The 23,599-nt window shown below is 71.2% G+C and carries 18 protein-coding genes; 9 read left to right on the top strand and 9 right to left on the bottom strand.

The features are described from left to right. Window positions 1–1,326: a M20/M25/M40 family metallo-hydrolase gene (locus tag H9I49_RS05345; protein WP_188029241.1), complete on the bottom strand. Its 1,326-nt coding sequence runs from the start codon at window positions 1,324–1,326 to the stop codon at window positions 1–3. 155 nt (window positions 1,327–1,481) lie between these two features. Further along, entirely contained in the window at window positions 1,482–2,051 is a 570-nt protein-coding gene (locus H9I49_RS05340; protein ID WP_188029240.1) for a type 1 glutamine amidotransferase domain-containing protein, read from the bottom strand. Window positions 2,052–2,170: 119 nt separating this feature from the next. Here H9I49_RS05340 and H9I49_RS05335 point away from each other — a divergent pair, with 119 nt between their 5' ends. Beyond that, window positions 2,171–2,890, top strand: a complete 720-nt coding sequence (locus tag H9I49_RS05335) for an MBL fold metallo-hydrolase (RefSeq protein ID WP_188029239.1) — start codon at window positions 2,171–2,173, stop codon at window positions 2,888–2,890. 61 nt (window positions 2,891–2,951) lie between these two features. Beyond that, window positions 2,952–3,938, top strand: coding sequence for an LLM class F420-dependent oxidoreductase (locus H9I49_RS05330; RefSeq protein WP_188029238.1), 987 nt, complete (start codon window positions 2,952–2,954; stop codon window positions 3,936–3,938). A 3-nt stretch (window positions 3,939–3,941) separates the two neighbouring features. On the opposite strand, the gene H9I49_RS05325 is transcribed toward H9I49_RS05330, so the two are convergent. The 3 genes from H9I49_RS05325 to H9I49_RS05315 all read right to left on the bottom strand — a co-directional run bounded on the left by H9I49_RS05325 (window position 3,942) and on the right by H9I49_RS05315 (window position 6,873). Continuing rightward, window positions 3,942–4,457 carry a DUF4395 domain-containing protein gene (locus H9I49_RS05325; RefSeq protein WP_188029237.1) on the bottom strand — a complete coding sequence of 172 codons (516 nt, stop codon included), beginning with the start codon at window positions 4,455–4,457 and terminating at the stop codon, window positions 3,942–3,944. A 44-nt stretch (window positions 4,458–4,501) separates the two neighbouring features. Next, window positions 4,502–5,239, bottom strand: a complete 738-nt coding sequence (locus H9I49_RS05320; protein WP_188029236.1) for a DUF6498-containing protein — start codon at window positions 5,237–5,239, stop codon at window positions 4,502–4,504. Window positions 5,240–5,340: 101 nt separating this feature from the next. Beyond that, the gene (locus H9I49_RS05315; RefSeq protein ID WP_188029235.1) at window positions 5,341–6,873 is read right to left on the bottom strand and encodes an MFS transporter; all 1,533 of its coding nucleotides are present in this window, start codon (window positions 6,871–6,873) and stop codon (window positions 5,341–5,343) included. Window positions 6,874–6,952: 79 nt separating this feature from the next. Here H9I49_RS05315 and H9I49_RS05310 point away from each other — a divergent pair, with 79 nt between their 5' ends. Next, the gene (locus tag H9I49_RS05310; protein WP_188029234.1) at window positions 6,953–7,750 is read left to right on the top strand and encodes a deoxyribonuclease IV; all 798 of its coding nucleotides are present in this window, start codon (window positions 6,953–6,955) and stop codon (window positions 7,748–7,750) included. 151 nt (window positions 7,751–7,901) lie between these two features. Next, a complete protein-coding gene (locus H9I49_RS05305; protein ID WP_255523607.1) occupies window positions 7,902–8,798 on the top strand; it encodes a serine protease in 897 nt (298 codons plus the stop codon). A 191-nt stretch (window positions 8,799–8,989) separates the two neighbouring features. Here H9I49_RS05305 and H9I49_RS05300 read toward each other — a convergent pair whose 3' ends face one another. Next, on the bottom strand, window positions 8,990–9,784 hold the full coding sequence (locus H9I49_RS05300; RefSeq protein ID WP_188029233.1) for a TetR/AcrR family transcriptional regulator: 795 nt from the start codon (window positions 9,782–9,784) through the stop codon (window positions 8,990–8,992). 77 nt (window positions 9,785–9,861) lie between these two features. Here H9I49_RS05300 and H9I49_RS05295 point away from each other — a divergent pair, with 77 nt between their 5' ends. Genes H9I49_RS05295 through H9I49_RS05290 form a run of 3 tightly spaced genes read left to right on the top strand, consistent with a single transcriptional unit; the run spans window position 9,862 to window position 14,047 of the window. Next, window positions 9,862–10,914, top strand: a complete 1,053-nt coding sequence (locus tag H9I49_RS05295; protein WP_188029232.1) for an ATP-binding cassette domain-containing protein — start codon at window positions 9,862–9,864, stop codon at window positions 10,912–10,914. After that, the gene (locus H9I49_RS23400) at window positions 10,911–11,750 is read left to right on the top strand and encodes an ABC transporter permease (protein ID WP_223128252.1); all 840 of its coding nucleotides are present in this window, start codon (window positions 10,911–10,913) and stop codon (window positions 11,748–11,750) included. The genes H9I49_RS05295 and H9I49_RS23400 overlap by 4 nt, the downstream gene beginning before the upstream one ends. Beyond that, window positions 11,747–14,047, top strand: coding sequence for an ATP-binding cassette domain-containing protein (locus H9I49_RS05290; protein WP_370587436.1), 2,301 nt, complete (start codon window positions 11,747–11,749; stop codon window positions 14,045–14,047). The genes H9I49_RS23400 and H9I49_RS05290 overlap by 4 nt, the downstream gene beginning before the upstream one ends. A 52-nt stretch (window positions 14,048–14,099) precedes the next feature. On the opposite strand, the gene H9I49_RS05285 is transcribed toward H9I49_RS05290, so the two are convergent. Continuing rightward, window positions 14,100–19,223, bottom strand: a complete 5,124-nt coding sequence (locus H9I49_RS05285; protein WP_188029230.1) for a GH92 family glycosyl hydrolase — start codon at window positions 19,221–19,223, stop codon at window positions 14,100–14,102. Window positions 19,224–19,446: 223 nt separating this feature from the next. On the opposite strand from H9I49_RS05285, the gene H9I49_RS05280 reads away from it, so the two are divergent. Both H9I49_RS05280 and H9I49_RS05275 read left to right on the top strand, forming a co-directional pair. Further along, a complete protein-coding gene (locus H9I49_RS05280) occupies window positions 19,447–20,478 on the top strand; it encodes a LacI family DNA-binding transcriptional regulator (protein ID WP_255523606.1) in 1,032 nt (343 codons plus the stop codon). A 23-nt stretch (window positions 20,479–20,501) separates the two neighbouring features. Then, complete coding sequence (locus tag H9I49_RS05275; RefSeq protein WP_188029229.1) at window positions 20,502–21,554, top strand: class I mannose-6-phosphate isomerase; 1,053 nt, start codon at window positions 20,502–20,504, stop codon at window positions 21,552–21,554. Window positions 21,555–21,574: 20 nt separating this feature from the next. Here H9I49_RS05275 and H9I49_RS05270 read toward each other — a convergent pair whose 3' ends face one another. Both H9I49_RS05270 and H9I49_RS05265 read right to left on the bottom strand, forming a co-directional pair. Further along, window positions 21,575–22,429: an ABC transporter permease gene (locus tag H9I49_RS05270; RefSeq protein WP_188029228.1), complete on the bottom strand. Its 855-nt coding sequence runs from the start codon at window positions 22,427–22,429 to the stop codon at window positions 21,575–21,577. After that, window positions 22,426–23,472, bottom strand: a complete 1,047-nt coding sequence (locus H9I49_RS05265) for an ATP-binding cassette domain-containing protein (protein WP_188029227.1) — start codon at window positions 23,470–23,472, stop codon at window positions 22,426–22,428. The genes H9I49_RS05270 and H9I49_RS05265 overlap by 4 nt, the downstream gene beginning before the upstream one ends. Window positions 23,473–23,599 lie beyond the last annotated feature (127 nt).

Below are 23,599 nucleotides of genomic sequence, written 5' to 3'. Positions count from 1 at the left end.
TCAGAGCTGTTCGATGAGTCGGCGGTACCAGCTGACGCCGTCGAGGAAGTCGTCGACACCGATGCGCTCGTCGACGCCGTGGATCGAGGCTCGTTGCGCGTCGGTCATCCGGAACGGCGTGAACCGGTAGACGCGCGGCCAGACCCGGTGGAAGTGTCGCGAGTCGGTCGCGGCGAGCATGACGTACGGCACCGGCACCGTCCCGGGGAAGACCTCCTCGAGCGTCGCCGTGAGCAGGGCGTATGCCGTGTCGTCCGTGGGCGAGACCGGGCTGGGCTCGTCGCCGCTGACGAGCGCCACCTCGACGTGCGGGTCGCCGATGGTCCTGCGGATCCGCTCGATCGCCCCGTCGACGGTCTCCCCCACCATGACCCGCACGTTGACGAGGGCGCGGGCCGTCGCGGCGATGACGTTGGCCGCAGGCGACCCCGTGAGCTGTGTGACCGCGACCGTCGTGCGTGCCATCGCGGCGGTCTCGTGGCCGAGCCGCGGGAGCACCCGGGAGAGCACCGGACGGAGTCGGGCCGCGTTGCCGAAGACCGCGGCATACGGCATCCGGGCGTGGGCGCCGACGCGCTCGAGCATCTCGACCGTCGCGTCAGGCAGGTGCGAGGGGAAGGGCTTCTTCTCGAGGCGCAGGATCGCTCTGGCCAGTCTGGCCGTCGCGCCCATCTTCCTGGGCGCGGACGCGTGCCCACCGTCGCCGCGCGCGGTGAGCTCGATGACGGCCGTCCCCTTCTCGGCGACGCCGATGACGCCCATCGGCGCCACGACGCCGGGCAGCACGCCCTCGACGATCGCACCGCCCTCGTCGATGACGAACCACGGCTCGACAGCGCGCTCGCGCAGGTGCCGGACGGCCTCCTTGGCGGCGCCGCCGGAGACCTCCTCGGTGCAGCCGAACGACAGCCACACGTCGCGGTCCGGGGTCGCGCCGTCCTCGAGGAGGGACTCGACCGCCGCGCACGTCGCCACCAGGGATCCCTTGCAGTCCAGGGCTCCCCGACCCCAGACCTGGCCATCCGCCACCTCGGCTGCGAAGGGCGGGTGCGTCCACGCCGACTCGTCACCGACGGGAACGACGTCGACGTGCGCCATGAGCACGACCGGCTGCTCTGCTGATCGCCCGGCCCAGCGCACGAGCAGGGCGTCTCCGGCGATGCGCTGGAGATCGCACGCCTCGTGCAGCCGCGGGAAGCGCTCGCGCAGCTCGACGAGGAGCGCCTCGAACGCGGCACGGTCCTCCTTGTCACGGTCCCAGTCCGACACCGTCGGGATGCGGATCAGTGCCCGCAGCGCCTCGACAGCAGCCTCGTCCCGGTCCATGCCCCGGAGCGTATCCCCGGGCCGCACCGACGCAGATCGCAGATGTACGGTGTCCGGCCGCTGGGGCTACGACGGTTGCCCCCGGACAGGGACCGCCCCTCCCGGCAGGGATCCGGAAGGGGCGGTCGTCGCGGGCCCGCGGCCCGCGGCAGCAGCTACGCCGAGGACGCAGCCGGGGCCGCGGTTGCCGCGGCAGCGCCGTGCTCGAGCGCCTCGACGACGGCACCGCAGAAGTCGGGCAGGTCGTCGGGCTTGCGGCTCGTGATGAGGTTGCCGTCGACGACGAGTGACTCGTCGACCCACTCGCCGCCGGCGTTGCGGATGTCGGTCTGCAGACTCGGCCACGAGGTCAGCCGGCGCCCCCTGACCACGTCGGCCTCGACGAGGGTCCACGGCGCGTGGCAGATCGCGGCCACCGGACGGCCCGAGGCAACGGCTTCGCGTACGAACGCGACCGCGTCCTCATGGGTGCGGAGCGTGTCGGGGTTGGCGACGCCACCGGGCAGGACGAGGGCGTCGAAGTCCTCGACCCGCGCGTCCGCGACGGTCACGTCGACCGGCTTGGTGTCGGCCCTGTCGAGGTGGTTGAACATCTGGACCTCGCCGCTCTCGGGGCTCACGACGACGGCCTCGTGCCCCGCGTCGGTCACGGCCTTCCACGGCTCGGTCAGCTCGACCTGCTCGATGCCCTCGTTCGCGACGAGAAATGCGACTCGCTTGGCCACGTCGTCCTCCTCTGCTCGCCCTCTCGGAGCGACTGCTCGGTGCTGGGGCGGTGACCACCGCCACCTTCGCCCCTACCCATCCGCGCGTGCTTCTTCACCCCCGCCGTTAGGGTCAGCACGTGGCCAAGGATCTGGTCGTCCCGCTCGTCCCCAACGTGTGGCGCATCCCACTCGTGCGCGACCTCGTCAACGGCTTCGTGCTGCGCGACGACGACGGCCAGGTGACGCTCGTCGACATGGGCCTGTCGAGGTCGGGGCCGAAGGTCATCGCGGCCCTCGGCGCCATCGGCGCCAGCCCTTCGGACGTGACTCGCCTGCTGCTGACGCATGCGCACCCCGACCACGCGGGCGGTGCGGCGCACGTGGCCCGAGAGACCGGGCGGAGCTTCACGATCCACCACGGCGACGCGGCATACGCCATGGAGGGGTCGTCGCCACCCCGCGACCGCAGCTTCCTGCTCGGGCGCCTCTTCGACCGGCTGTCCAGGCCCGGGCGCGACTTCGAGCCGTTGCCGGTGGAGCACGAGCTCACCGACGGCGAGGTGCTGCCGATCGCCGGAGGGCTACGCGTCATCCACACGCCGGGACACTCCCCGGGACACGTGTCGCTCCTCCACGAGGACTCGCGGCTGCTCATCACGGGAGACGCGATCTTCAACGTGCTCGGCCTGCGGTGGCCGGTCAAGGCGTTGTGCACCGACTTCCGGATGACGCAGCAGACGGCACACGTCCTCGGCGAGCTCGACTACGACGTCGCGGCATTCACCCACGGCTCCGAGCTGCGGGACCGGCCCCGCGAGGCGATCCGCCGGTTCCTCGGTCGCCACGCCCTGGGCTGAACGGCGTCCACAGGCACGACACGCCGTGTGGCGCCACCGCCCCACGGGGTACGACCTCGGGGTGACGAACTTCGGATACACCCTGATGACGGAACAGAGCGGACCCCGGGACCTCGTCCGGTGGGCCGTGCGCGCAGAGGCCGCAGGTTTCGACTTCGAGGTCTCGAGCGACCACTACTCCCCGTGGCTCACCGAGCAGGGACATGCGCCGTACGCGTGGTCGGTGCTCGGCGCGGTCGCCCAGGCCACCGAGCGGGTCGAGCTCATGACGTACGTGACGTGCCCCACGATGCGTTACCACCCGGTCGTCGTCGCGCAGAAGGCGGCGACGATGCAGCTGCTCGCCGAGGGCCGGTTCACGCTCGGACTCGGCAGCGGTGAGAGCCTCAACGAGCACGTGGTCGGCGAGGGCTGGCCGGGGGTCCACACGCGGCACGAGATGCTCGTCGAGGCCATCGAGATCATCCGGCTGCTGCACTCGGGCGAGCTCGTGACGCACCACGGCGAGTACTTCGACGTCGACTCGGCGCGGATCTGGGACCTGCCCGACATCCTCGTGCCGGTCGCCGTCGCCATTAGCGGGGACACCTCGATCGAGCGCCTCGCGCCGCTCGCCGACCACATGATCGCCGTCGAGCCCGAGGCGGAGCTCGTCGAGACGTGGAACCGCACGGAGGGCGCCGAGCGCATCGGGGCGGGGGCGCGCGCGATCGGACAGATCCCGATCTGCTGGGACCCCGACGAGCAGGCGGCGGTCCGACGCGCACACGAGCAGTTCCGGTGGTTCGGCGGCGGCTGGGCGGTCAACGCGGACCTGCCCACGCCGGCCGGCTTCGACGGGGCGACGCAGTTCGTACGTCCCGAGGACGTCGCCGCCAGCGTCCCGTGCGGGCCCGACCTGGACAAGATCGTGGAGGCCGTCGGCGCCTACTGGAAGGCCGGCTTCACCGACATCGCGCTCGTCCAGATCGGCGGGGACGCCCAGGAGCGCTTCTTCGACGAGGCCGCTGCGCCGCTCCTCGAGAAGCTGCGGGCCGCCGCGGGCTGACCGTCACCCGATGGCCTGTCCCGCGCGTCGGCGGGTGATGTCGGCGCAGTCGAGGCAGATCTCCTCCGGGACGAGCCCGACGCGCATGAGCCCGGAGAAGAGGATGCAGCCGACGCAGATGCCGAACACCGACTCGAGCGCCGGGAAGACGACCATGACGACGCCGACGCCGACGACCCACGCGGCTGCCACCGAGGACCCGGTGGCCAGGCCCACGAGCCAGAGTGCGGTCGCGGCGACCGTCAGGAGGGCACCGATGGTCGCCGCGAACCGCTTCGGCGGGCCAGGCGTGGGCCGCTTCGCCGCGCCGACGGTGGGTCGGATCCACCGCTGCACGAGCTGCGCGACCGGACTGGCCGAGGGCCCCAGCGCTGCCCGCAGGGAGAAGTCGACGGCGAGCACGGCATACAGCCACCACTGCGAGGCAGCGAGGGCGACGATGCCGATGACGAGGACGACAGCCGCGATGAGCCGGACCGTCACGTCGTCGACGACGGAGGGGAAGCGCGAAGAACTCATGCATCCATTATTGACTGCATAAGGGTTGGTTATGCAAGGGCGGCTCAGGGCGAGAGGTCGACGACGCGGGCCCGCCGCGCGAAGGCGAGGTGTTCGCCGAGGTGGAAGAGCAGGTCCAGCACGGTCTTCGTGCCCATGAGCAGGGCCACAGCGCCGAGGTCGTCGGCCGTACGCCCGTCCGGACCGCCGAGGAGGAAGAAGCCGAGGATGACGGTCAGGTGCAGCGCGACCATCCGTGGGTAGGGCGCGACCATGGCCCACCCCGGGCTCACGACCTGTCGCTCGCCCCGGCCGAACCAGTGCAGGCCGAGCGACAGCGCGTGGCTGAGCAGGATCGCCGCGATGGTCGCGACCCAGTCGAGCAGCCCGCCGTGCAGCCCCGACAGCCCGGCGAGGACGGCGGCGAAGACGCCGTGCACGACGGTGAAGATGCCGAAGTGCAGCGCGAAGAGGAGGGCGAGCGCAGGGTCGCCGGTCACCCACGTCTTCTCCGCGAGCCTCGTGGCGAGCCCGCCGAGCCTCGGCGCGCGGGACCGGTGGGGCCCAGGCTGGGTGGCCGTGAGGATGCGGACCGTGGTCGTGAACCAGATGACGACGTTCTCGAACCAGTAGATGAGCAGCACGTCGCCCATCCCGAGGCGTCCTTCGAGAACGGCCCAGACGGGCAGGAGGTTGGCGCCGACGAGCACGAGGGCGCTCAGGACACGGGCTGTCGGTGCCGGGAGGCGGCGGCCCAGATGGGCCATCACCTCGACGCCGAGGATGCGCAGGAGGGCAGTCACGGGCGTCCATCGTGCCAGAGGAGCGCGGAAGGGGCCCGTCGAACCGGACGCGCCGCGAAGGTCGCGGCGCGTCCGGTTCGAGTGGGTGGAGGCGGGCGAGGTCAGCGCGTGCGCAGTACCCGCAGGGTGAGCACGGCGCACACGATGAACAGGGACGCCCCGACACCGGCGACGACGTTGAGGCTGGTGGTGAAGGCCGACTGTGCGGCGGCGACGAGCTCGTCGGCCGCGGCGACGGGCAGGGAGCCCGCAGCCTGGAGGGCCCCGGCGAGGGAGTCGAGCGCCGAGCTCGTGGCCCCGGAGGCGTGCCCGGCGGCATACGGCGTGAGCTGGTCGCGGTAGACGAACGTCGCGAGCGAGCCGAGGCCGGCGACGCCCACCGCGATCCCGAACTCGGCCGACGTCTCCGACATCGAGGCGACCGAGCCGGCGCGCTCGGGCGGCGCGGACTGCATCATGACCGACATCGTCAGGGTCGACGGGAGCATGATCCCGAACGATGCCAGGCACATGCCGAAGACGAGCAGGCCCAGGCCACCGGCGGGTCCGACCAGCGTGTAGAGCGCCAGGCCCGCGGCGCAGACGACGAGGCCGGAGGCCATCGTGCGGGCGGTGCCCAGCCGGGCGGCGATCTTCGCCGACGACGACGAGCCGATGAGCAGGGCGATGTTGGCCGGAAGCATCCAGAGGCCGGCACCGAGCGTGTCGAGCCCGGCGACGAGCTGGAGCCACTGCGAGCTGAGGAACGAGACACCGGCCATGACCACGCCGCCGGCGAGCATCACGGCCAGGGCGGTCGAGAAGGCGCGGCTGCGGAAGAGCGCCAGGTCGACGAGGGGGTTGTCGATGCGGCGCTGGCGGCGGACGAAGACGACACCCATCGCGAAGCCGGCGGACATCGTGAGCAGGGCCGTCGTCGTGTCGCCACCGCGGGCGATCTCCTTGAAGCCGTAGATGACCGGCAGGATCGCCGCGAGCGACAGGACCGAGCTCGCCAGGTCCACCCTGGCACCGGCCTGGCGGTCGGACTCGGGCAGCACCCGGCGGCCGACGACCACGAGCAGGATCATGAACGGCACGCCGAGCAGGAACGCCGAGCCCCACCAGAAGTGCTGGAGCAGGACACCGCCGACGAGCGGTCCGACGGCCATGCCGCCCATGAAGCACGAGTACCAGATGCCGATCGCGGTCATCATCGACTTCTCGTCGCTGAAGATCGTGCGGATCAGGCCCATCGTCGAGGGCATCAGGGTCGCGCCGGCGATGCCGAGGACGGCGCGCCAGAACACGAGCTGGCCGGGGCTCGTGGCGTAGGCCGCGGCGGCGCTCGCGACGCCGAACGCGACGGCGCCGGTGAGCAGGAGGCGCTTGCGCCCGATCCGGTCACCGACGGCGCCCATCGTCACGAGGAAGCCGGCGAGGACGAACGAGTAGATGTCGAGCATCCACAGCTGTTGCGTGGTCGTCGCACCGAGGTCGGCGGACAGCTCCGGCAGCGCGAGGTAGAGCACGCTGACGTCGAGCGACAGGAGCAGCGCCGTCAGGGCGAGGACGCCGAGGGCGAGCCACTGGCGTCGCGTGGGCGTGCTGGTCGGGGTGGTCGGGGTGGTCGGGGTCTCGGTGATCGTCGTCATGCCCTCACGTCGAACGGGCCCGGCGCACTTCGACACGGCCGCGGAAATTCGTGTCGGCGGGGCAGCATACGCTCTGTCCATGGCTCTACACATCGGTGCGCACGTCGACCAGGAGGACCCGATCGCCGAGGCGAGGGCCCGCGGGGCGTCGCTCTCGCAGTTCTTCCTGGGCGACCCCCAGAGCTACAAGGGCCCGGTCATCCGGTATGCCGGTGGCGCGGCGGCGCTGCGGGCCGACGCCGAGGCCGCGGGCGTCGACCTCTACGTCCACGCGCCCTACCCCATCAACGTCGCGAGCCTCAACAACCGCATCCGCATCCCCGGACGCAAGCTGCTCCAGCAGCACCTCACCGCCGCCGGCGAGATCGGCGCGAAGGGCGTCATCGTGCACGGCGGCCACCTCGGCGTCGACGAGGACGCCGCGGTCGGCTTCGACAACTGGCGCAAGTGCATCGACGGCCTCGACATGCCCGTGCCGCTCCTCATCGAGAACACCGCGGGCGGCGACAACGCCATGGCACGTCGGCTCGAGGCGATCGCCCGGCTGTGGGACGCGGTCGGCCGGGCCAGCGGTGGCGACACCGTGGGCTTCTGCCTCGACACCTGCCACGCCCACGCCGGCGGCAACGACCTCGGCACCGTCGTCGACGAGGTGCGGGCCATCACCGGTCGCATCGACCTCGTGCACGCCAACGACTCGCGCGACGAGTTCGACTCGGGCGCAGACCGGCACACGAACTTCGGCTCGGGCCACATCGCCGGCGACGCGCTCGCCGGCGTCATCCGGGCCGCCAACGCGCCGGTGGTGTGCGAGACGCCCGGCGGCCTCGAGGGGCAGAAGGCCGACATCGACTGGCTGCGCACGCAGGCCGTCTGAGCCCCGGTCCGGCCGGCGGGAGCCGCGACCCCGTCCCAGACCAGATCTTTACCTGCAAAACCGTCCCGTGCCGACCTCTGGGCGCATAGCGTGCATTCCGGGCCGCCGATCGGGGGTTGGCCGGGCGGCCCTCCCTGGACGGAGGAACTGCATGCGCACCATGATGAGGACAGCTGCGGCGGCAATGGGCGCCGGAGCACTCGCGCTGATGGTCTCGGTCGCGCCCACGGCCACGGCCGCGCGGACGAACAACCACGTCGAGCGCCACCCCGCGGCCACGACCCAGGCGGAGCAGAAGCGGATCACGCAGTACTGGACGCCGGCGCGGATGAAGAGCGCGATCCCCCGCGAGAACAGGTACCTCCCCCTCAAGGGCAAGCCCGGCGGCGGTACGAGCAGCGCGACCGCCGTGCAGGTCCCGGCCACACCGCTCTTCGGCAAGGTCTTCTTCACCGAGCGCGGCCTCAACTACGTGTGCTCGGGCACCGTGACGCAGAGTGCCAACAACTCGCTCGTCACGACGGCCGGCCACTGCGTCAACGAGGGGCCGGGGGCCTACGTGACGAACTTCGCCTTCGTGCCCAAGTACGAGAACGGGAACCGCCCCTACGGCACGTTCACGGCCAGGACCCTGCTCACGACCGAGCAGTGGCGCACGAGCGGTGACTTCAACCACGACATCGGGTTCGCCGTCATGAACACCCTGGGCGGCAAGACGCTCGTCGGCGCGGTGGGCGGCTCCTACCCGATCGCGTTCAACCTCGGCTACAACCTGACCTTCGACGCGTACGGCTACCCGCAGGCGAGCCCGTACGACGGCCAGACCCTGTGGCGCTGCTCGGGCCCCACGACGAAGGACAGCCGCGGCTCCACGGACAACCGGCTGCCGTGCACCATGACCGGCGGCTCCTCGGGCGGCGGCTGGATCACCGGTGGCAAGCTCAACTCGCTCAACTCGTTCGGCTACCGCGGCGAGAAGGACGTCATGTACGGCCCGTACTTCGGCAACGTCGAGCAGGCCGTCTACCAGTCGGCAGCCACGTCCTGACTCTCAGGATTTCCTGACCGACTCTTTACCCCACGGGTGCCTGCCGGCACCTAGGTTACTCAGGGGCTGCGCGCAGGTCCGTCGACGAAGCCGGTCCTGCGCGCCCTCGCACGAGTGGCCGCGTCCCGCCATCACCTCCTCGGTGGCGGGCCGCGGCGTTCCGGTCCCGGGCGCGCCGGCGGGCAGCACGGCTAGGGCCGCCCGGACGACTCGATGAAGGTCTCGATGCCGTCGAGCAGGCGCTCGAGGCTGAACTCGAAGGTGTCGCGGGCCTCGGCCTCGAGGTAGGACTCACCGTCGCCGAGCGCCTCGAAGGTGCCTTCGGCGGCGATGCGCGTCAGGAACGGGAACCGGTCCGCATAGTCGGGCGCGACCTCGTTGAACATGCCGGACCGGGCGTACCACCAGTCGTACTCGTCGACGCCGGTGGCGGTCGTCGCCTGGCGGGTCTCGGCCATGGCCCGCGCGGAGCCGTGGACGAGCCGCGAGACCGACCAGACGCAGCGCATGACGTCGCGGCCCGACAGGCCGAGCCCGTCGAGGATCGAGCCGGAGGTCTCCTGCTGCTGGGTCTCGTGCGGCCCGAGACCGCCGCGCGCCCCGGACACGTCGAGGGTCCACGCGTGCGCGAGGTGGAACTCCCACACGTCGATCGCCCACGCGCGCAAGGCCGCCCGCCAGCCCCCACTCGTGTCGTAGGAGGTGGGCAGCCCGGCGAGCACGCGGTCCCACATCAGCTCGATGAGCTCGGCCTTGCCCGGCACGTGCGTGTAGAGCGCCATCGGGGTGCGGCCGAGCCGCTCCCCCACGGCGCGCATGGAGACCGCGTCGATGCCGCCCTCGTCGGCGAGCCCGATGGCCGCCGCGACGATGTCGTCGACGCTGATCGCGGCCTTCGGCCCTCGGCGCGGCGGCGCCTGCGGCACCGCGCCCCAGAGCAGGCGCATGGACTTCTCGGGGTCGCCCTGACCGACGTAGATCACCACGGGCTTGCCAACTCCTTACGGCGTAATCTATTGTTCCAAGAATCACTTTACAGCGTATAGGCAGAGGGAGGAATGCCGTGGCTGCACACCCCGAACCCGCGATCGTCGCCCGCGGGCTCGTCAAGACGTATGCCGGCAAGCGGGCACTGGACGGCTTCGACCTCGAAGTGCCCCGCGGGGTCGTCTGGGGTCTGCTCGGCCCCAACGGCGCCGGCAAGACGACCGCCGTCCGCACCCTGACGACCCTCCTCGCCCTCGAGCATGGCGAGGCCACCGTCGCCGGGGTCGACGTGCGCACCGCGCCGCACGAGGTCCGCCGCCGGATCGGCCTGTCGGGCCAGACACCGGCCGTCGACGAGATCCTCGGGGGCCGGCAGAACCTCGTGCTCTTCGCGCGGCTCAACCGCCTCGGCAAGCGTGCCGCCCGGGACCGTGCCGACGAGCTGCTCACCCAGTTCGAGCTGCAGGAGGCCGCCGACAAGCCGGTCAAGCAGTACTCGGGCGGCATGCGGCGCCGGCTCGATCTCGCCGTGACCCTGCTCCTGCAGCCCGAGGTGCTCTTCCTCGACGAGCCGACGACGGGGCTCGACCCGCGCAACCGCGGCGAGGTCTGGACCGCGATCCGACAGCTCGTCGCCGACGGCACGACGGTGCTCCTCACGACCCAGTACCTCGACGAGGCCGACCAGCTCGCCTCCGGCGTGTCGGTCATGGACCGCGGCCTCGTCATCGCCGAGGGGCGGCCGGACGACCTCAAGCGCCGGGTCGGCGGCGACCGGCTCGAGGTGACCGTCGCCGACCGGGCCGACCTCGACCGGGCGCGCGCCGCCGTGGCGCGGTGGGCCAGCGGCGATCCCGTCGTCGACGTCGAGACCGGCACCGTGGGCGCGCCGGTCGCCGACCGGGTCACCGCCATCGGCTCGGTCCTCGAGGAGCTCGGCCGGGAGGGCGTCGGCATCGACGACATCGGGCTGCGCCGACCGACTCTCGACGACGTGTTCCTCCGGCTGACGGGACACTCCGCCGAGGAGGCCGAGGACGCCACCGACGCGGCCGACCCGGCCACACGGCATACGGACGCGGTGACCGACGAGCAGGACGAGAGGGACGACGTGGAGGTGACCCGATGACGACGGCAACGGTGCAGGTTCCTGTGCAGGGCGGGCATGGGCTCGGCGAGCGGCTGAGGTGGGCGCTGCGCGACGGGCTCCTCATCGCCGGTCGCGACGTGTCGCACTGGGTGCGCGAGCCGCAGCTGATCCTGTGGACGCTGCTCTTCCCCATCATCTTCGTGCTGCTCTTCGCCTACGTCCTGGGCAGCTCGATGCAGGTCGCCGGCGGCGGCAGCTACCAGCAGTTCCTGATGCCGGGGATGTTCGTGCAGACGATGGCGTTCGGGCTCGGTGAGACCGTCGCCGCGGTGCAGGCCGACAACGCGAAGGGCGTCATGGACCGCTTCCGGTCGATGCCGATCGCACCGTCGGCCGTCGTGCTGGGGCGGGTCATGGCAAACATGCTGTACTCCGTCATCAGCCTCGTCGTCATGCTCGGCTGCGGCCTGCTCGTCGGATGGCGCTGGAACACCGGGCTGGCCGGTCTCGCACTGGGGGTCGCGCTGCTCCTGTTGCTGCGGCTCGCGATGATGTGGCTGGGAATCGTCTTGGGGCTCAAGGCGAAGAGCGCCGAGATGGCCAACGGGCTGTTCGGCCTGCTCTACCCGGTGACCATGCTCTCCAACGCGTTCGCCTCGCCCGAGCTGATGCCCGGCTGGCTCGGCGCCATCGCGACGTGGAACCCGCTCTCGTGGACGACGACCGCGACCCGCGAGGCGTTCGGCAACCCCGGCGCGACGAGCGGTGGCTGGGTGTCGGAGCACGCTGTCATGCTGGCGGTCATGTGGCCTCTCCTCGTCACCGCGATCACCCTGCCCTTCGCCGTTCGCGCGTTCCAGAGGCTGAGCCGGTGACGGCGGGCACGCGCCAGGGCGCGGTCGACCGCCACGACGTGATCCGGGTGCGCGGCGCCCGGGTCAACAACCTCAAGGACATCGATGTCGACGTGCCGAAGCGCACGCTGACGGTCTTCACCGGCGTCTCCGGCTCGGGCAAGAGCTCGCTGGTCTTCGGCACGATCGCCGCCGAGAGCCAGCGACTCATCAACGAGACGTACTCCGCGTTCCTCCAGAACTTCATGGCGACGCCGGCCCGGCCCGACGTCGACGCCCTCGAGAACCTCAGCGCGGCCATCGTCGTCGACCAGGAGCGGATGGGCGCGAACTCCCGCTCGACCGTCGGCACGGCGACCGACGTCAACGCGGTCCTGCGCCTCGTCTGGTCGCGTCTGTCGACGCCACACGTCGGGCCGTCCTTCCACTTCAGCTTCAACCTGCCCGACGGCATGTGCCCCGAGTGCGAGGGCACCGGCAGGGTCTCGGCCATCGACGAGTCGGCGATCGTCGACCGCGACCTCAGCCTCAACGAGGGCGCGATCACGGTCCCGAACTTCACCCCCAACACGTGGTACTGGAAGCTCTTTGCCGAGGGCGGCCGGCTCGACCCCGACAAGAAGCTGCGCGACTACTCCGACGAGGAGTGGGACTGGTTCATGTACACCCCCGCCACGAAGGTCCGGGCGGGCGGCCTGAACACGACGTACGAGGGCCTCGTCGTCAAGGTGAGGCGCCTCTTCCTCGACAAGGAGAGCGAGAGCAGCCAGAAGCACATCAAGGCGTTCGTCGAACGCGTCGCGACCTTCACGACCTGCCCGGCGTGCGGCGGGTCGCGGCTCAACGAGGCGGCGCGCACGGCGACGGTGGCAGGTCACACCCTGCCGGAGTGCTGCGCGATGCAGATCAGCGACCTGGTGACGTTCGTGCGCTCGCTCGTCGACGACCCGGACTGCGCTCCCGCGCGACCGGCCCTCGTGTCGCTCACCGACCTGCTCGGCTCGCTCGTCGAGGTCGGGCTGGGCTACCTCTCCCTCGACCGCGAGTCGGGCACGCTGTCGGGCGGCGAGGCCCAGCGGGTCAAGATGGTCCGGCACCTCGGGTCGGCCCTGTCCGACATCACGTACGTCTTCGACGAGCCGACGATCGGCCTGCACCCGCACGACATCGCGAAGATGACCGACCTGCTGATCCGCTTGCGCGACAAGGGAAACACCGTCCTCGTCGTCGAGCACAAGCCGTCCGTCATCGAGCGCGCCGACCACGTCGTCGACCTCGGCCCCGCCGCGGGCTCGTACGGCGGGCAGCTGACGTATGCCGGTGACGTCGCAGGCCTGCGCGCCTCCGACACGCTCACCGGCCGACACCTCGACAGCCGGCCAGGTGCCCGCGACGGCACGCGGAGGCCCACCGGGCAGCTCGCGATCCGCAACGCCACCACGCACAACCTCAAGGACGTCTCCGTGGACCTGCCGCTCGGCGTCCTGACCGTCATCACGGGCGTCGCCGGGTCGGGCAAGAGCTCGCTCATCCACGGGTCGCTGGCCGACGGGTCGCTCGCCGGCGCCGGTGAGGTCCGCGTCGTCGACCAGGCGGCGATCCGCGGGTCGATGCGGAGCAACCCCGCGACCTACACCGGTCTGCTCGACCCCGTCCGCACGCTCTTCGCCAAGGCCAACGGCGTCAAACCGGCGCTCTTCTCCGCCAACTCCGAGGGCGCCTGCCCCAACTGCAAGGGGCTCGGCGTCGTCTACACCGACCTGGCGATGATGGCCGGCGTCTCGACGCCCTGCGAGGAGTGCGGCGGCAAGCGGTTCACCCCGGAGGTGCTCGCCTACCAGCTCGACGGCAAGAACATCGCGGAGGTCCTCGACCTGTCGGTCTCGGAGGCTCGCGACTTCTTCGCGAAAGGCACGCCGCGCAAGATCCTCGACCGGCTCGTCGACGTGGGCCTCGGCTACATCCGTCTCGGGCAACCGCTCTCGACCCTGTCCGGCGGGGAGCGCCAGCGCCTCAAGCTGGCGATCCGGATGGGCGAGGGGGCCGGCACGTACGTCCTCGACGAGCCGACCACCGGCCTGCACATGGCCGACATCGAGACGCTGCTCGGCATGCTCGACCGCCTCGTCGAGCAGGGCAACTCCGTCATCGTCATCGAGCACAACCTCGCCGTCATGGCCCACGCCGACTGGATCGTCGACATCGGCCCCGGCGCCGGGCATGACGGCGGTCAGGTCGTCTTCGAGGGCACGCCGGCCGAGCTGGCCCGCGCCGACACCCTCACCGGGCAGCACCTCGCGGCCTACCTCGCAAAGTGAGCCCGCAGCCGCGGGGAGGCATGCCTCCCCGCGGCTGCGGCCCTTCCGGCGCCTACTTCACGCTGACCGTCAGCGTGCCGAGCACGTCGGAGCGCGAGTCGGACGCCAGGACCCGCACCGTGTAGGTGCCCGCGGCGGCCCACGTGTGGCTGCCGCCGATCGTGGCCGTGCCGTCGGAGCCGATGGCCGAGACGCTCGCGTCCTCGGTCACCGTCCCGTCGCCCCACTGGACCCGGGCGCGGTAGCGCTGGTCACCGGAGGCCGGCACCCCACCCGACACCGCGCCCAGCGCGACGGTGGTCGCGGTCCTGGCGGTCGTCGTGGTGTCGGCACCCGGCTCGACGGTCAGTGCCGTGCCGTTGTCGGCGACCGCGAACACGTGGATCCGACCGGCCGTGCCGGGGTCGCCGGTCTGGGTCGGCAGGGTGATCCCGGTGACGGTCTTGCCGGCGGGGATGGTCAGCGGGGCCGTCGCGAAGAGCTTCGCGTGGCAGCTGTCCGTGCCGGTGCCGTTGAGGCGGTAGCCCGTCTCGAGAGCCACGACGTTGCCGAACTTCGCGGGACCGCACCAGTCGCCGTACTGGATCGGGTAGCTGGCACTGGTGCCGTCACTGAACGTCACGGTCCCGACGGTGTCCTGGTCCTTCTGTGTCGCCGTGCCGATGAGCGAGAGCTTCGTCGCGCCCGGGGCGAGGGTGACATCGAGCGTCTGGCCCGCGCCGGTCGCGTTGTCCTTCCCGCCCGCCGGGATGGCCGGGATCGAGTAGCGCAGGTCGGTGCCCGGGACGGTGACGAGCTTGCCCGGGACGCCGCCGGCGGCGGTGATCGCCTCACGGGACAGGCCCGCCCGGTCGCCGTCACACGGCACCACGTCGCCGACGTGACCGATGCAGACCGAGTCGAACCCGGCGGCGTACGACGGCACGGCCGCGGTGTGCACCGTCACGCCCCCGAGGGCGCTCGCCGACGTCGAGCCCGACGTGACGGTGACCTTCGGCTGGTAGTAGCCGGGTGCCGCCCACGTGTGGCTGGCCCTGATCGTGTACGACCCGAGGTCGCCGGCCTCGATCGTGCCGGCCGACGTCGTGCCGTCACCCCACGCGATCGTCGCCGTCGCGTCGACCGGCTTGCTGCCGACGCCGCCGGAGAACTCGCCGACCGTGCCCGACCACGCCGTGTCCTCGACGACCTCGAACGGGGCCGCCGCCGACACCTTGACCTGCGTGTTCTGGGCGAACGAGCCGTCGGTGAGCAGCTCGAGCTCCGACAGGTTCGGCGCGGCCGCGCCCGTCGTCGCCGTGACGACCAGACGGTATGCCGTGTACGTCTCCGGTGCGGCCACCTTGAACGGGCGCGTCTGGACACGCCACGGGAACGCCTGGTTCGTCCGGGTGTCGAGCACCGCCCAGCTCGCGCCACCGTCACGCGATCCCTCGAGCCGCCAGGCGGACGGGTCGCCCGCCTGAGGACCGGAGGTCACGGTGTACCACGTCGCCCGCTGGCCGACCCCTGCGAGGGCGAAGGTCACGGTGGGCGTGGCCGAGCCGAATGCCGCCGACGTGCGCGACGTGTTGTCGAACAGCGCCTTCGCGTCTGCGCCCGAGGCGAGACCGGTCGCCGTCGCGGTGCCACGGCCGGGTCCGGTGGCGTCCTTCAGCGGCTTCGGGGCCTCGGTGCCCTGCGTCACCGACGGCGGGGCGTCCTGGGCACGCACACCGTAGTCGGAGGGCTTGGCACCCATCGCGAAGTCGACCCGCGTCGCGCCGGCGATCTGCGACTGGTCGATCGAGACGCTCTTCACCTTGGCGCCGTTGACCGTGACGCTCTGGACGTAGAGGTTCTGCTCGGAGTTGCCCGGCGCGTTGACGACGAGGTCGCCCTGCGTGCGGTGCACCGTGACCTGCTCGAACTTCGGCGAGCCCACGGCCCACTGCGACGAGCCGACCTGGAGCGGGTAGAAGCCGAGCGACGACAGGACGTACCACGCGGACATCTCGCCGTTGTCCTCGTCGCCCGGGTAGCCCTGGGCGGTGTCGTTGCCGACGTAGAGGCGGCGCATGATCTCGCGGACCTTCTCGGCCGTCTTCCACTGCTGGCCGGTCCAGTCGTACATGTACGCGATGTGGTGCGAGACCTGGTTGCTCTGCCCGAGCTGGCCCATCCGGACGTCGCGAGCCTCGAGCATCTCGTGGATCGTGCCGCCGTAGCCGCCCGGTTTGGTCGCCGTCTCCGGGGTGGAGAAGAACGTGTCGAGCTTCTTGGCGAGCGCGTCGCGGCCGCCGTAGAGGTTCGCCAGGCCGTTGCCGTCGTGCGGCGCGTGGAAGGCGAAGTTCCAGCCGTTGGTCTCGGTGAAGTCACCGCCCCAGGCCTCGGGGTCGAAGGTCGACGGGAAGCTGCCGTCGGCGCCGCGGCCCTGGAAGAAGCCCACCTTCGGGTTGAAGACGTTGCCGTAGTGCGTCGACCGCTCGAGGAAGTACTGCGACTCCTCCAGCAGCTGCGCCTTGCGGGCCGCCGGGGTCGCCGGGTCCTTGGCCAGGGCCGCAGCCATGTTGGCGATGCCGTAGTCGTTGACCAGCCCCTCGAGACCCCACGAGATGCTCTCGCCCGTGTCGGTGCTCGTGTAGCCGAGGAAGACCGACGTGTCCAGGCCCTTGCGTCCGACCGCGCTCGAGGTCGGGAGCACCGTCGCGTTCCTGAGTGCCGCGTCGTAGGTGCCGAGCGGGTCGGGCAGCTTGACGCCCTTGACGTACGCGTCGGCGAAGGCCACGTCGGAGCTGGTGCCGGTCATGAGGTCGGCGTAGCCCGGCGAGCTCCACCGGGCGACCCAGCCGCCGTCGCGGTACTGCTGGACGAAGCCGTCGGCGATCTCGGCCGCGACCTCCGGGTAGAGCAGGCTGTAGGCCGGCCACACCGTGCGGTAGGTGTCCCAGAAGCCGTTGTTGACGTAGATCTTGCCGTCCTTGACCGCGGCGTTCGTCGTCGTCGCGGTGGCCGAACCCGACTTGCCCGCAACGGGGCTCGCGTACTGGTACTTCGGCGCCCCGGCCGTGCCGGTGTTCTCGAACTGGCTGTTCGGGTAGAGGTTGAGCCGGTAGAGGTTCGAGTAGAGCGTGGTGCGTTGCTCGTCGGAGTTCGTGTCGACGTTGGTCCTCGCCTCGACGACGCCGAGCCGGCCGTTCCACGCCGTCTTCGCGGCCGCGTGCACGGCCTCGAAGTCCCGCGCTGCCAGCTCGAGGGCGTGGTTGCGCCGGGCCTGGTCGAGCGAGATGAACGACGTGGCGAGCCTGAGCACCACCGTCTTGGTGCTGGTCGTGTCGAACGTCGCGTACCGGGTGCCGGTGTGGCCGTTCGGCGCGATGCCGGTGGCAGTCGCTGCCCGGTCGAAGGTGCCGTAGACGAACATCCGGCTCCGGCCGGCGGACAAGCCACTGCCGTTGTCGACCCAGCCCGTCACGGTCCCGGTCGCGGCGTCGACGGTGAACGTCCCGTTGTTGTCGACGGTGTCGAGCACGAGGTGCCCCGACGACGTCGCGGCCGGGAACGTGAGCCGGTAGACACCGCCGTGGTCGGCCGGCGTCATCTCGGCGGTGAGCCCACCCGCGAGCACGGCCTTGTAGTAGTCGGGCCGGGCCACCTCGGTGCGGTGGTCGAACGCGAGCGCACGTCCCGTCGCGCTGCCGGTCGGGGTGCCGGCCGTCATCGACGGCATGACCGACAGCTGGTTGCGGTCACCCATCCACGGGCTCGGCTCGTGCGAGATCGCAAGACCTTGCAGGAGAGGGAGGTTCGCCGCATTGTTGGCCGACTGGTAGTAGTACTCCCACGACTGCGAGTTGGCGTCCGTCACGGGCGTGAAGAACGTGAAGCCGTTCGGGAGGGCGCTGATCGGCAGGTTGTTGCCGCGCGAGAACGACCCGGACGCGTTCGTGCCGCGGCGCGTGTCGACGAAGTTCGTCAGGTCGGACGCGTCGACCCTGGCCGGGGTGGCCTCGACCGAGAGGTCGTCGATCCAGCCGCCGAAGCGCGTGTCGGACGTCGCGGTGGTGTTGTCGTAGCCGACGAGGATGCGGTCGACCGTCTTGCCTGCGGCGACGCGGCCCACGGCGAGCTTCACGTCGTTCCACTGGCTCGCGTAGAGGATCTTGCCGGCGCCCTGGCCGTTCGGGCTGCCCGAGACGCCGTGCGAGTCTCGGGGTTTCAGGTCGGACAGGTAGGTGCCGTCGGTGAAGTGGAGGTCGACCGCGGCATACGTCGACGGGTAGCTGAGGTCGCCCGCGACCATGTCGGGGAAGATCTTGTAGCGCAGCTCGGTCGCCGGCGTCACGGGCAGGTCGACGTCGAAGAGCCGGTTCCAGGCGTAGCCACGGCCGTCAGCCGTGTGGCCGCCGGAGTAGCGCAGCGCCTTCACGCCGGTCCAGCCCGCGAGCGGCTTGATGTTGAAGCCGGAGATCGGGCCCGAGCCGACGTTCGAGACCATCGGTGTCGCCGGCCCGGTGCCGGTCGAGCCGTCGGAGATGTCCCAGTCGGCGAGCTGGACGATGCCTCCCGAGTGCACGGCCGTGACGTTGAGCCGGTAGTAGGCGTAGGTGCCCGGCGTGGCGACGTCGAAGGAGCGCTTGGCGAAGCGGGCCGCGAAGTCGATGTCCGACCTGGTGTCGAGGTCGGTCCAGGTCGTGCCGTCGGTCGACCCCTGCAGGGTGAAGTTCTTCGGGTCACGCTCGGGCGCGTCGTTGGCGGAGGTGAGCGTGTACGTGACGACCTTCGCGGGTGCCGAGAGCTGGTAGCGGGCCCAGCCGGTGGAGGCGAAGGCGAGCCACTTGGTGTCGGGGTTGGCGTCGGCGAGGTTGGCCGCGACCTCACCGGGGGTGTTCTCGGCGCTTGCCGTGACACCGACGACCGACTCGAGGAGGCTGCCGTTGCTGCTCGTCCGGCCGCTGACGTTCTGCTGGCGGGGACCGGACGGCCCGGACTCGACCGTCGAGAGCGCGGGCTGCGGCTGCCCAGTCTCGAACGACGTCGAGAAGTTGCCCGCCGCGGCATCCGCGGCCGGGGCTGTGAGTGGTGCGGCGGCGCCATGGGCGTCCGCCTGTGATGGACCGGCGACCACTCCCGCGGTCGACGTGGCCAGGACTGCGAGGGCGATGACGCCTCTGCGGATCCCGGATCTCTGGGACATGGGTTCCTCCGTGCTCGTCGTTGAGCCGTGCTCGATGGGTGGTCGGAGCAGCGACCCCGAGCCGTGTCCGACTCGGCCGAGACTCGTCCCCGTCGACAAGGGCGTCAACACTGCGAAGCGTTCTTGTCCGGTCAGGACATCCGATCGGACAGAACACCCCGACAGCACCGCCGATCACGGGCGACGCGTTGCCATTTCAGGCGCTCGCTGGTCAGATGGCGGCATGACAGCGTTGTCTGACCACCGGACAGCCACCCGCCCGACCATGGCCGACGTCGCCGCCGAGGCGCACGTCTCGGTCAAGACCGTCTCGCGGGTGGTCAACCACGAGCCAGGCGTCCGACCCGACACGGCCGAGCGGGTCCGGGCGGTCATCGAGCGTCTCGGCTTCCGCCGCCACGACGGCGCCAGACTGATGCGCCAGGGCAGGACCTACACCATCGCCCTCGTCGTCGAGGACCTGGCCAACCCCTTCTACTCGCAGGTCGGCGCAGCGGTCGAGCGCGAGGCACGCATCCGGCAGCACCAGCTGATCACGGCATCTGCCGAGGGGTCGCCGTCGCGCGAGCGCGCCGTCATCGAGGCCCTCGTGAGTCGCCGCGTGGACGGCATCGTCGTCGTCCCGGCCGACGAGAGCGCCTCCTCCGACGCCGTCCTCGAGGCGAGCAGTACCCCCATCGTCTACATGGACCGGCCCGTGCGGGGCACGCCGCGCGACACCGTGCTCAGCGACAACCACGGCGGCGTGCGCAGCGCCGTCGAGCACCTCGTCGCGCACGGGCACCGGAGCATCGCCTTCTTCGGTGACGACCCCGCCTTCTGGACGGCGCGCCAGCGGCGGGAGGCCTTCGTCGCCACGCACCAGGGACTGGGCCTGCCCGGCACTCCGCGCGTGTCGATGGGGCCGCACACACCGGCCTCCGTGCAGGAGACCCTGAGGCGGTGGACCGACGGGCTAGAGTCGGTCACCGCCGTCATCACGGGCAACAACCGCATCACCCTCGCGGTGCTGCTCGCCCAACGCGAGCTGCGGCTGCCCCTGTCCCTCATCGGCTACGACGACTTCGAGCTCGCGGCGCTCATCGACCCGCCCGTCACGGTCGTGCACCAGGACCCGGCAGCCATGGGGCAGAAGGCCGCCCAGCAGCTCTTCGCGCGGCTGCTCGGCGACGAGTCGCCCGCGCAGACCGTCGTCATGCCGACGCGGCTCATCGTGCGCGCGTCCGGCGTACGCCGCGGGGTGCCGACCCGATGAACCACCGGAGGAGCAGCCCGACCGTGACCGAACCCACCCGCCTGCCGCCCAACACCCCTCACCGCTTCTACCGTGGCGGCGCACGCATCCTTTCCTTCCGGGGCCTCGACGTGCCGGCCGACTTCGACGGACACCGACCCGAGGACTGGCTGGCCTCGACGACGCGCCTGTTCGCCGAGGGTGGCGACGGCGTCACGGTGCTGGCGGACGGCACGTCGCTGCCGGACGCGCTCGCCTCCGATCCCGAGCACTGGCTCGGGCCCGACCACGTCGCGGCCCACGGAGTCGTTCCGGGTCTGCTGACGAAGCTGCTCGACGCCGGCGAACGCCTTCCGGTGCACTCACACCCCGACCGGGCGTTTGCTGCGGCCCACCTCGACTGCGACCACGGCAAGACCGAGGCGTGGATCGTCCTCGATGCCGAGCCCGGCGCGAGCGTCTGGCTCGGCTTCCGCGAGGAGCTGCCGGCCGAGGAGCTGGCCGAGCTCGTCGAGGCCCAGGACGAGCGCCTCCTGGCGGCCCTCAACCGCATCGAGGTCTCGCCGGGCGACACTGTGCTCGTGCCGGGCGGTCAACCGCACGCCATCGGCGAGGGCGTCCTCGTGCTGGAGCTGCAGGAGCCGACCGACCTGTCGGTCATGCTCGAGCACCGCCGGTTCGGACTCGAGAAGGAGCACGCCTTCCTCGGCCTCTCGGTGCCGCTCGCCCTCGAGAGCGTGGCCCGTGGCCCGCTCACCGCCGCGGACCTGGCGGCGCTGCGTCGCCGCTGGACCGACGTCGAGGGTGCCGGCCCCGCGCTGCCCGAGCAGGCCGCCGAGTTCTTCCGCGCCGAGGTGCTGCGGGCCACGACGACGGCGCCGGTCACCGCTCCCGCGGCCTTCGCCGTCGTCGTCGTGGTCGTGGGCCGGGGCACCCTGACGACGACGGCGCACACGGGGGCCACGGCGAGCCCGGGTGCCGACGCGCCCCGCCCCACCGAAGTGGGACGGGGCGACGTGCTGCTCGTGCCCTACGGGGCCGGCGAGGTCCGGGTCGAGGGGGAGCTCACCGTCGTCCGCTGCATGCCTCCGGCCTGAGCCGGGGCGTCCCGGCCGCGTCAGTCGGTCGTGCGGTGGTTGAAGGCGCGGATCGACAGCGGCGCGAGGACGGCGGTCAGCAGCACCGACCAGATGACCGTCGACAGCACCGGGTGGTGCAGCGGCAGCGCCGAGTCGGGCGCGAGCGGCACGGTGTTGCCCCACAGCTCACGCATGGCCCGGACCAGTGAGCTGATCGGGTTCCACTCGGCGATGGTGCGCAGCCAGGCGGGGCTCATGTTGGCGGCCGGGGCGAACGTGTCGGCGAGGAACGTCAGCGGGAACACCGCGGTGAACATGACGCCCTGGACGGCCTCCGCCGACTTGAGCCGGGACCCCGCGAGGATGCCGAACCACATCATCGCGAACCCGAACAGCAGCAGCAGGGCGAACCCGAGCACCGCCTTGCCGAAGCCGTTGTGGATGCGCCAGCCGATGAGCAGGCCGGTCACCGCCATGACGACGATGCCGATGCTCGAGTGGATCAGGCTCGAGATGCTGCGACCGATGAGGACCGACGCGCGCGAGATCGGCAGCGACCGGAACCGGTCGATGATGCCCTTGTTGAGGTCGTTCGTCAGCCCGATGGCCACGACGAAGCACGAGAACGCCATCGTCTGGGCCATGATGCCCGGCAGCAGCCACTCGCGGTAGTTGACCCCGGCGTTGATGGACCCGCCGAAGACGTACGCGAAGAGGACGACGAACATGATCGGCTGGAACGTGACGTCGGCGAGCATCTCGGGCATCCGGCGGATGTGCTTGATGTTGCGCCAGACGTGCGTGCGCACCTGCTTCCACAGGCCGGGGGGCTCGATCGTGAGCCGCGCGCTCCTGGCCGTGGCAACGTCGTGACGCACTGTCGTGTCGCTCATGGCCGGCCTCCCTTCGGGTCGGGCTCGGTGTCGTCGGTGACCTCGTCGCCGACCTCCTCGGTGGCCTCCTCGGCGCGCCGGCCCGTGAGGTGCAGGAAGACGTCGTCGAGGCTGGGCCGCTTGAGGCCGAGGTCGTCGAGGACGATCTCGGAGCCGTCGAAGACGCTCGCGATGCGCGTCACGTCGGCCAGCCCGTCGGCCGGAGCCGTGAGCTGCCGGGCGCCTTCGTCGACGTGGACCTCGCGGACGTGCGACGCGAGCAGGCCTCGCGCCGCCTCGAGCTGGTCGGCATGCGACACGGTGACGACGAGCGCCGCCTTGCCGGACTGGTCCTTGAGCTCGAGCGGCGTGCCCTCGGCGATGATCCGGCCGTGGTCGATGACGACGATGCGGTCGGCGAGCTGGTCGGCCTCCTCGAGGTACTGCGTCGTGAGCAGCAGGGTCGTGCCGTCGGCGACGAGCGCGCGCAGCACCTCCCAGAGCTCGACGCGGCTGCGCGGGTCGAGGCCGGTCGTCGGCTCGTCGAGGAAGAGCACGCGCGGTGCGGCGATGAGGCTGACGGCGAGGTCGAGCCGGCGCCGCATGCCGCCTGAGTACTCCTTGACGACCTTGTCGCCGGCGTCGGTGAGCGAGAACCGCTCCAGCAGCTCGTCGGAGGCGGACCGGATCTGCGTCTTGCTGAGGCCGTAGAGCGACCCCATCAGGAGGATGTTCTCGCGCCCGGTGAGGAACTCGTCGACCGTCGCGGCCTGGCCGGTGAGGCCCATGCTGTGACGCACGGCCTCCGGGTCGGTGCGGACGTCGTGGCCGGCGACGCGGGCGGTGCCGCTCGTCGGGGTGCTCAACGTCGTCATCATGCGGACCGTCGTCGTCTTGCCCGCGCCGTTGGGGCCGAGCAGGCCGAGGACCGAGCCCTGCGGAACGGAGAAGGAGACGTCGTCGACGGCGGTCATGTCGCCGAATCGTTTGACGAGGTGCTCGGCCTCGATGGCCGGCCCCGTCGACCGTTCGCGCGCGGCGCGCGCGTCGGTGGTGATGGTCATGGTGAGGGCTCCCCTGAATGGAGTGGTGCGAGTGAGTTGCGAGCGTCTATCAGCGTAGGCGTCGTCACCGACAGCGTCGACGATCATGTAAACGCCGTCAACATGTTTGCGCGTCGCCCGGCGTACG

Source organism: Terrabacter sp. MAHUQ-38 (assembly GCF_014518425.1).
Classification (GTDB): domain Bacteria; phylum Actinomycetota; class Actinomycetes; order Actinomycetales; family Dermatophilaceae; genus Terrabacter.
Note: the sequence above shows the minus strand (reverse complement) of the source record. Positions and strands in the feature narration are given on the sequence as shown.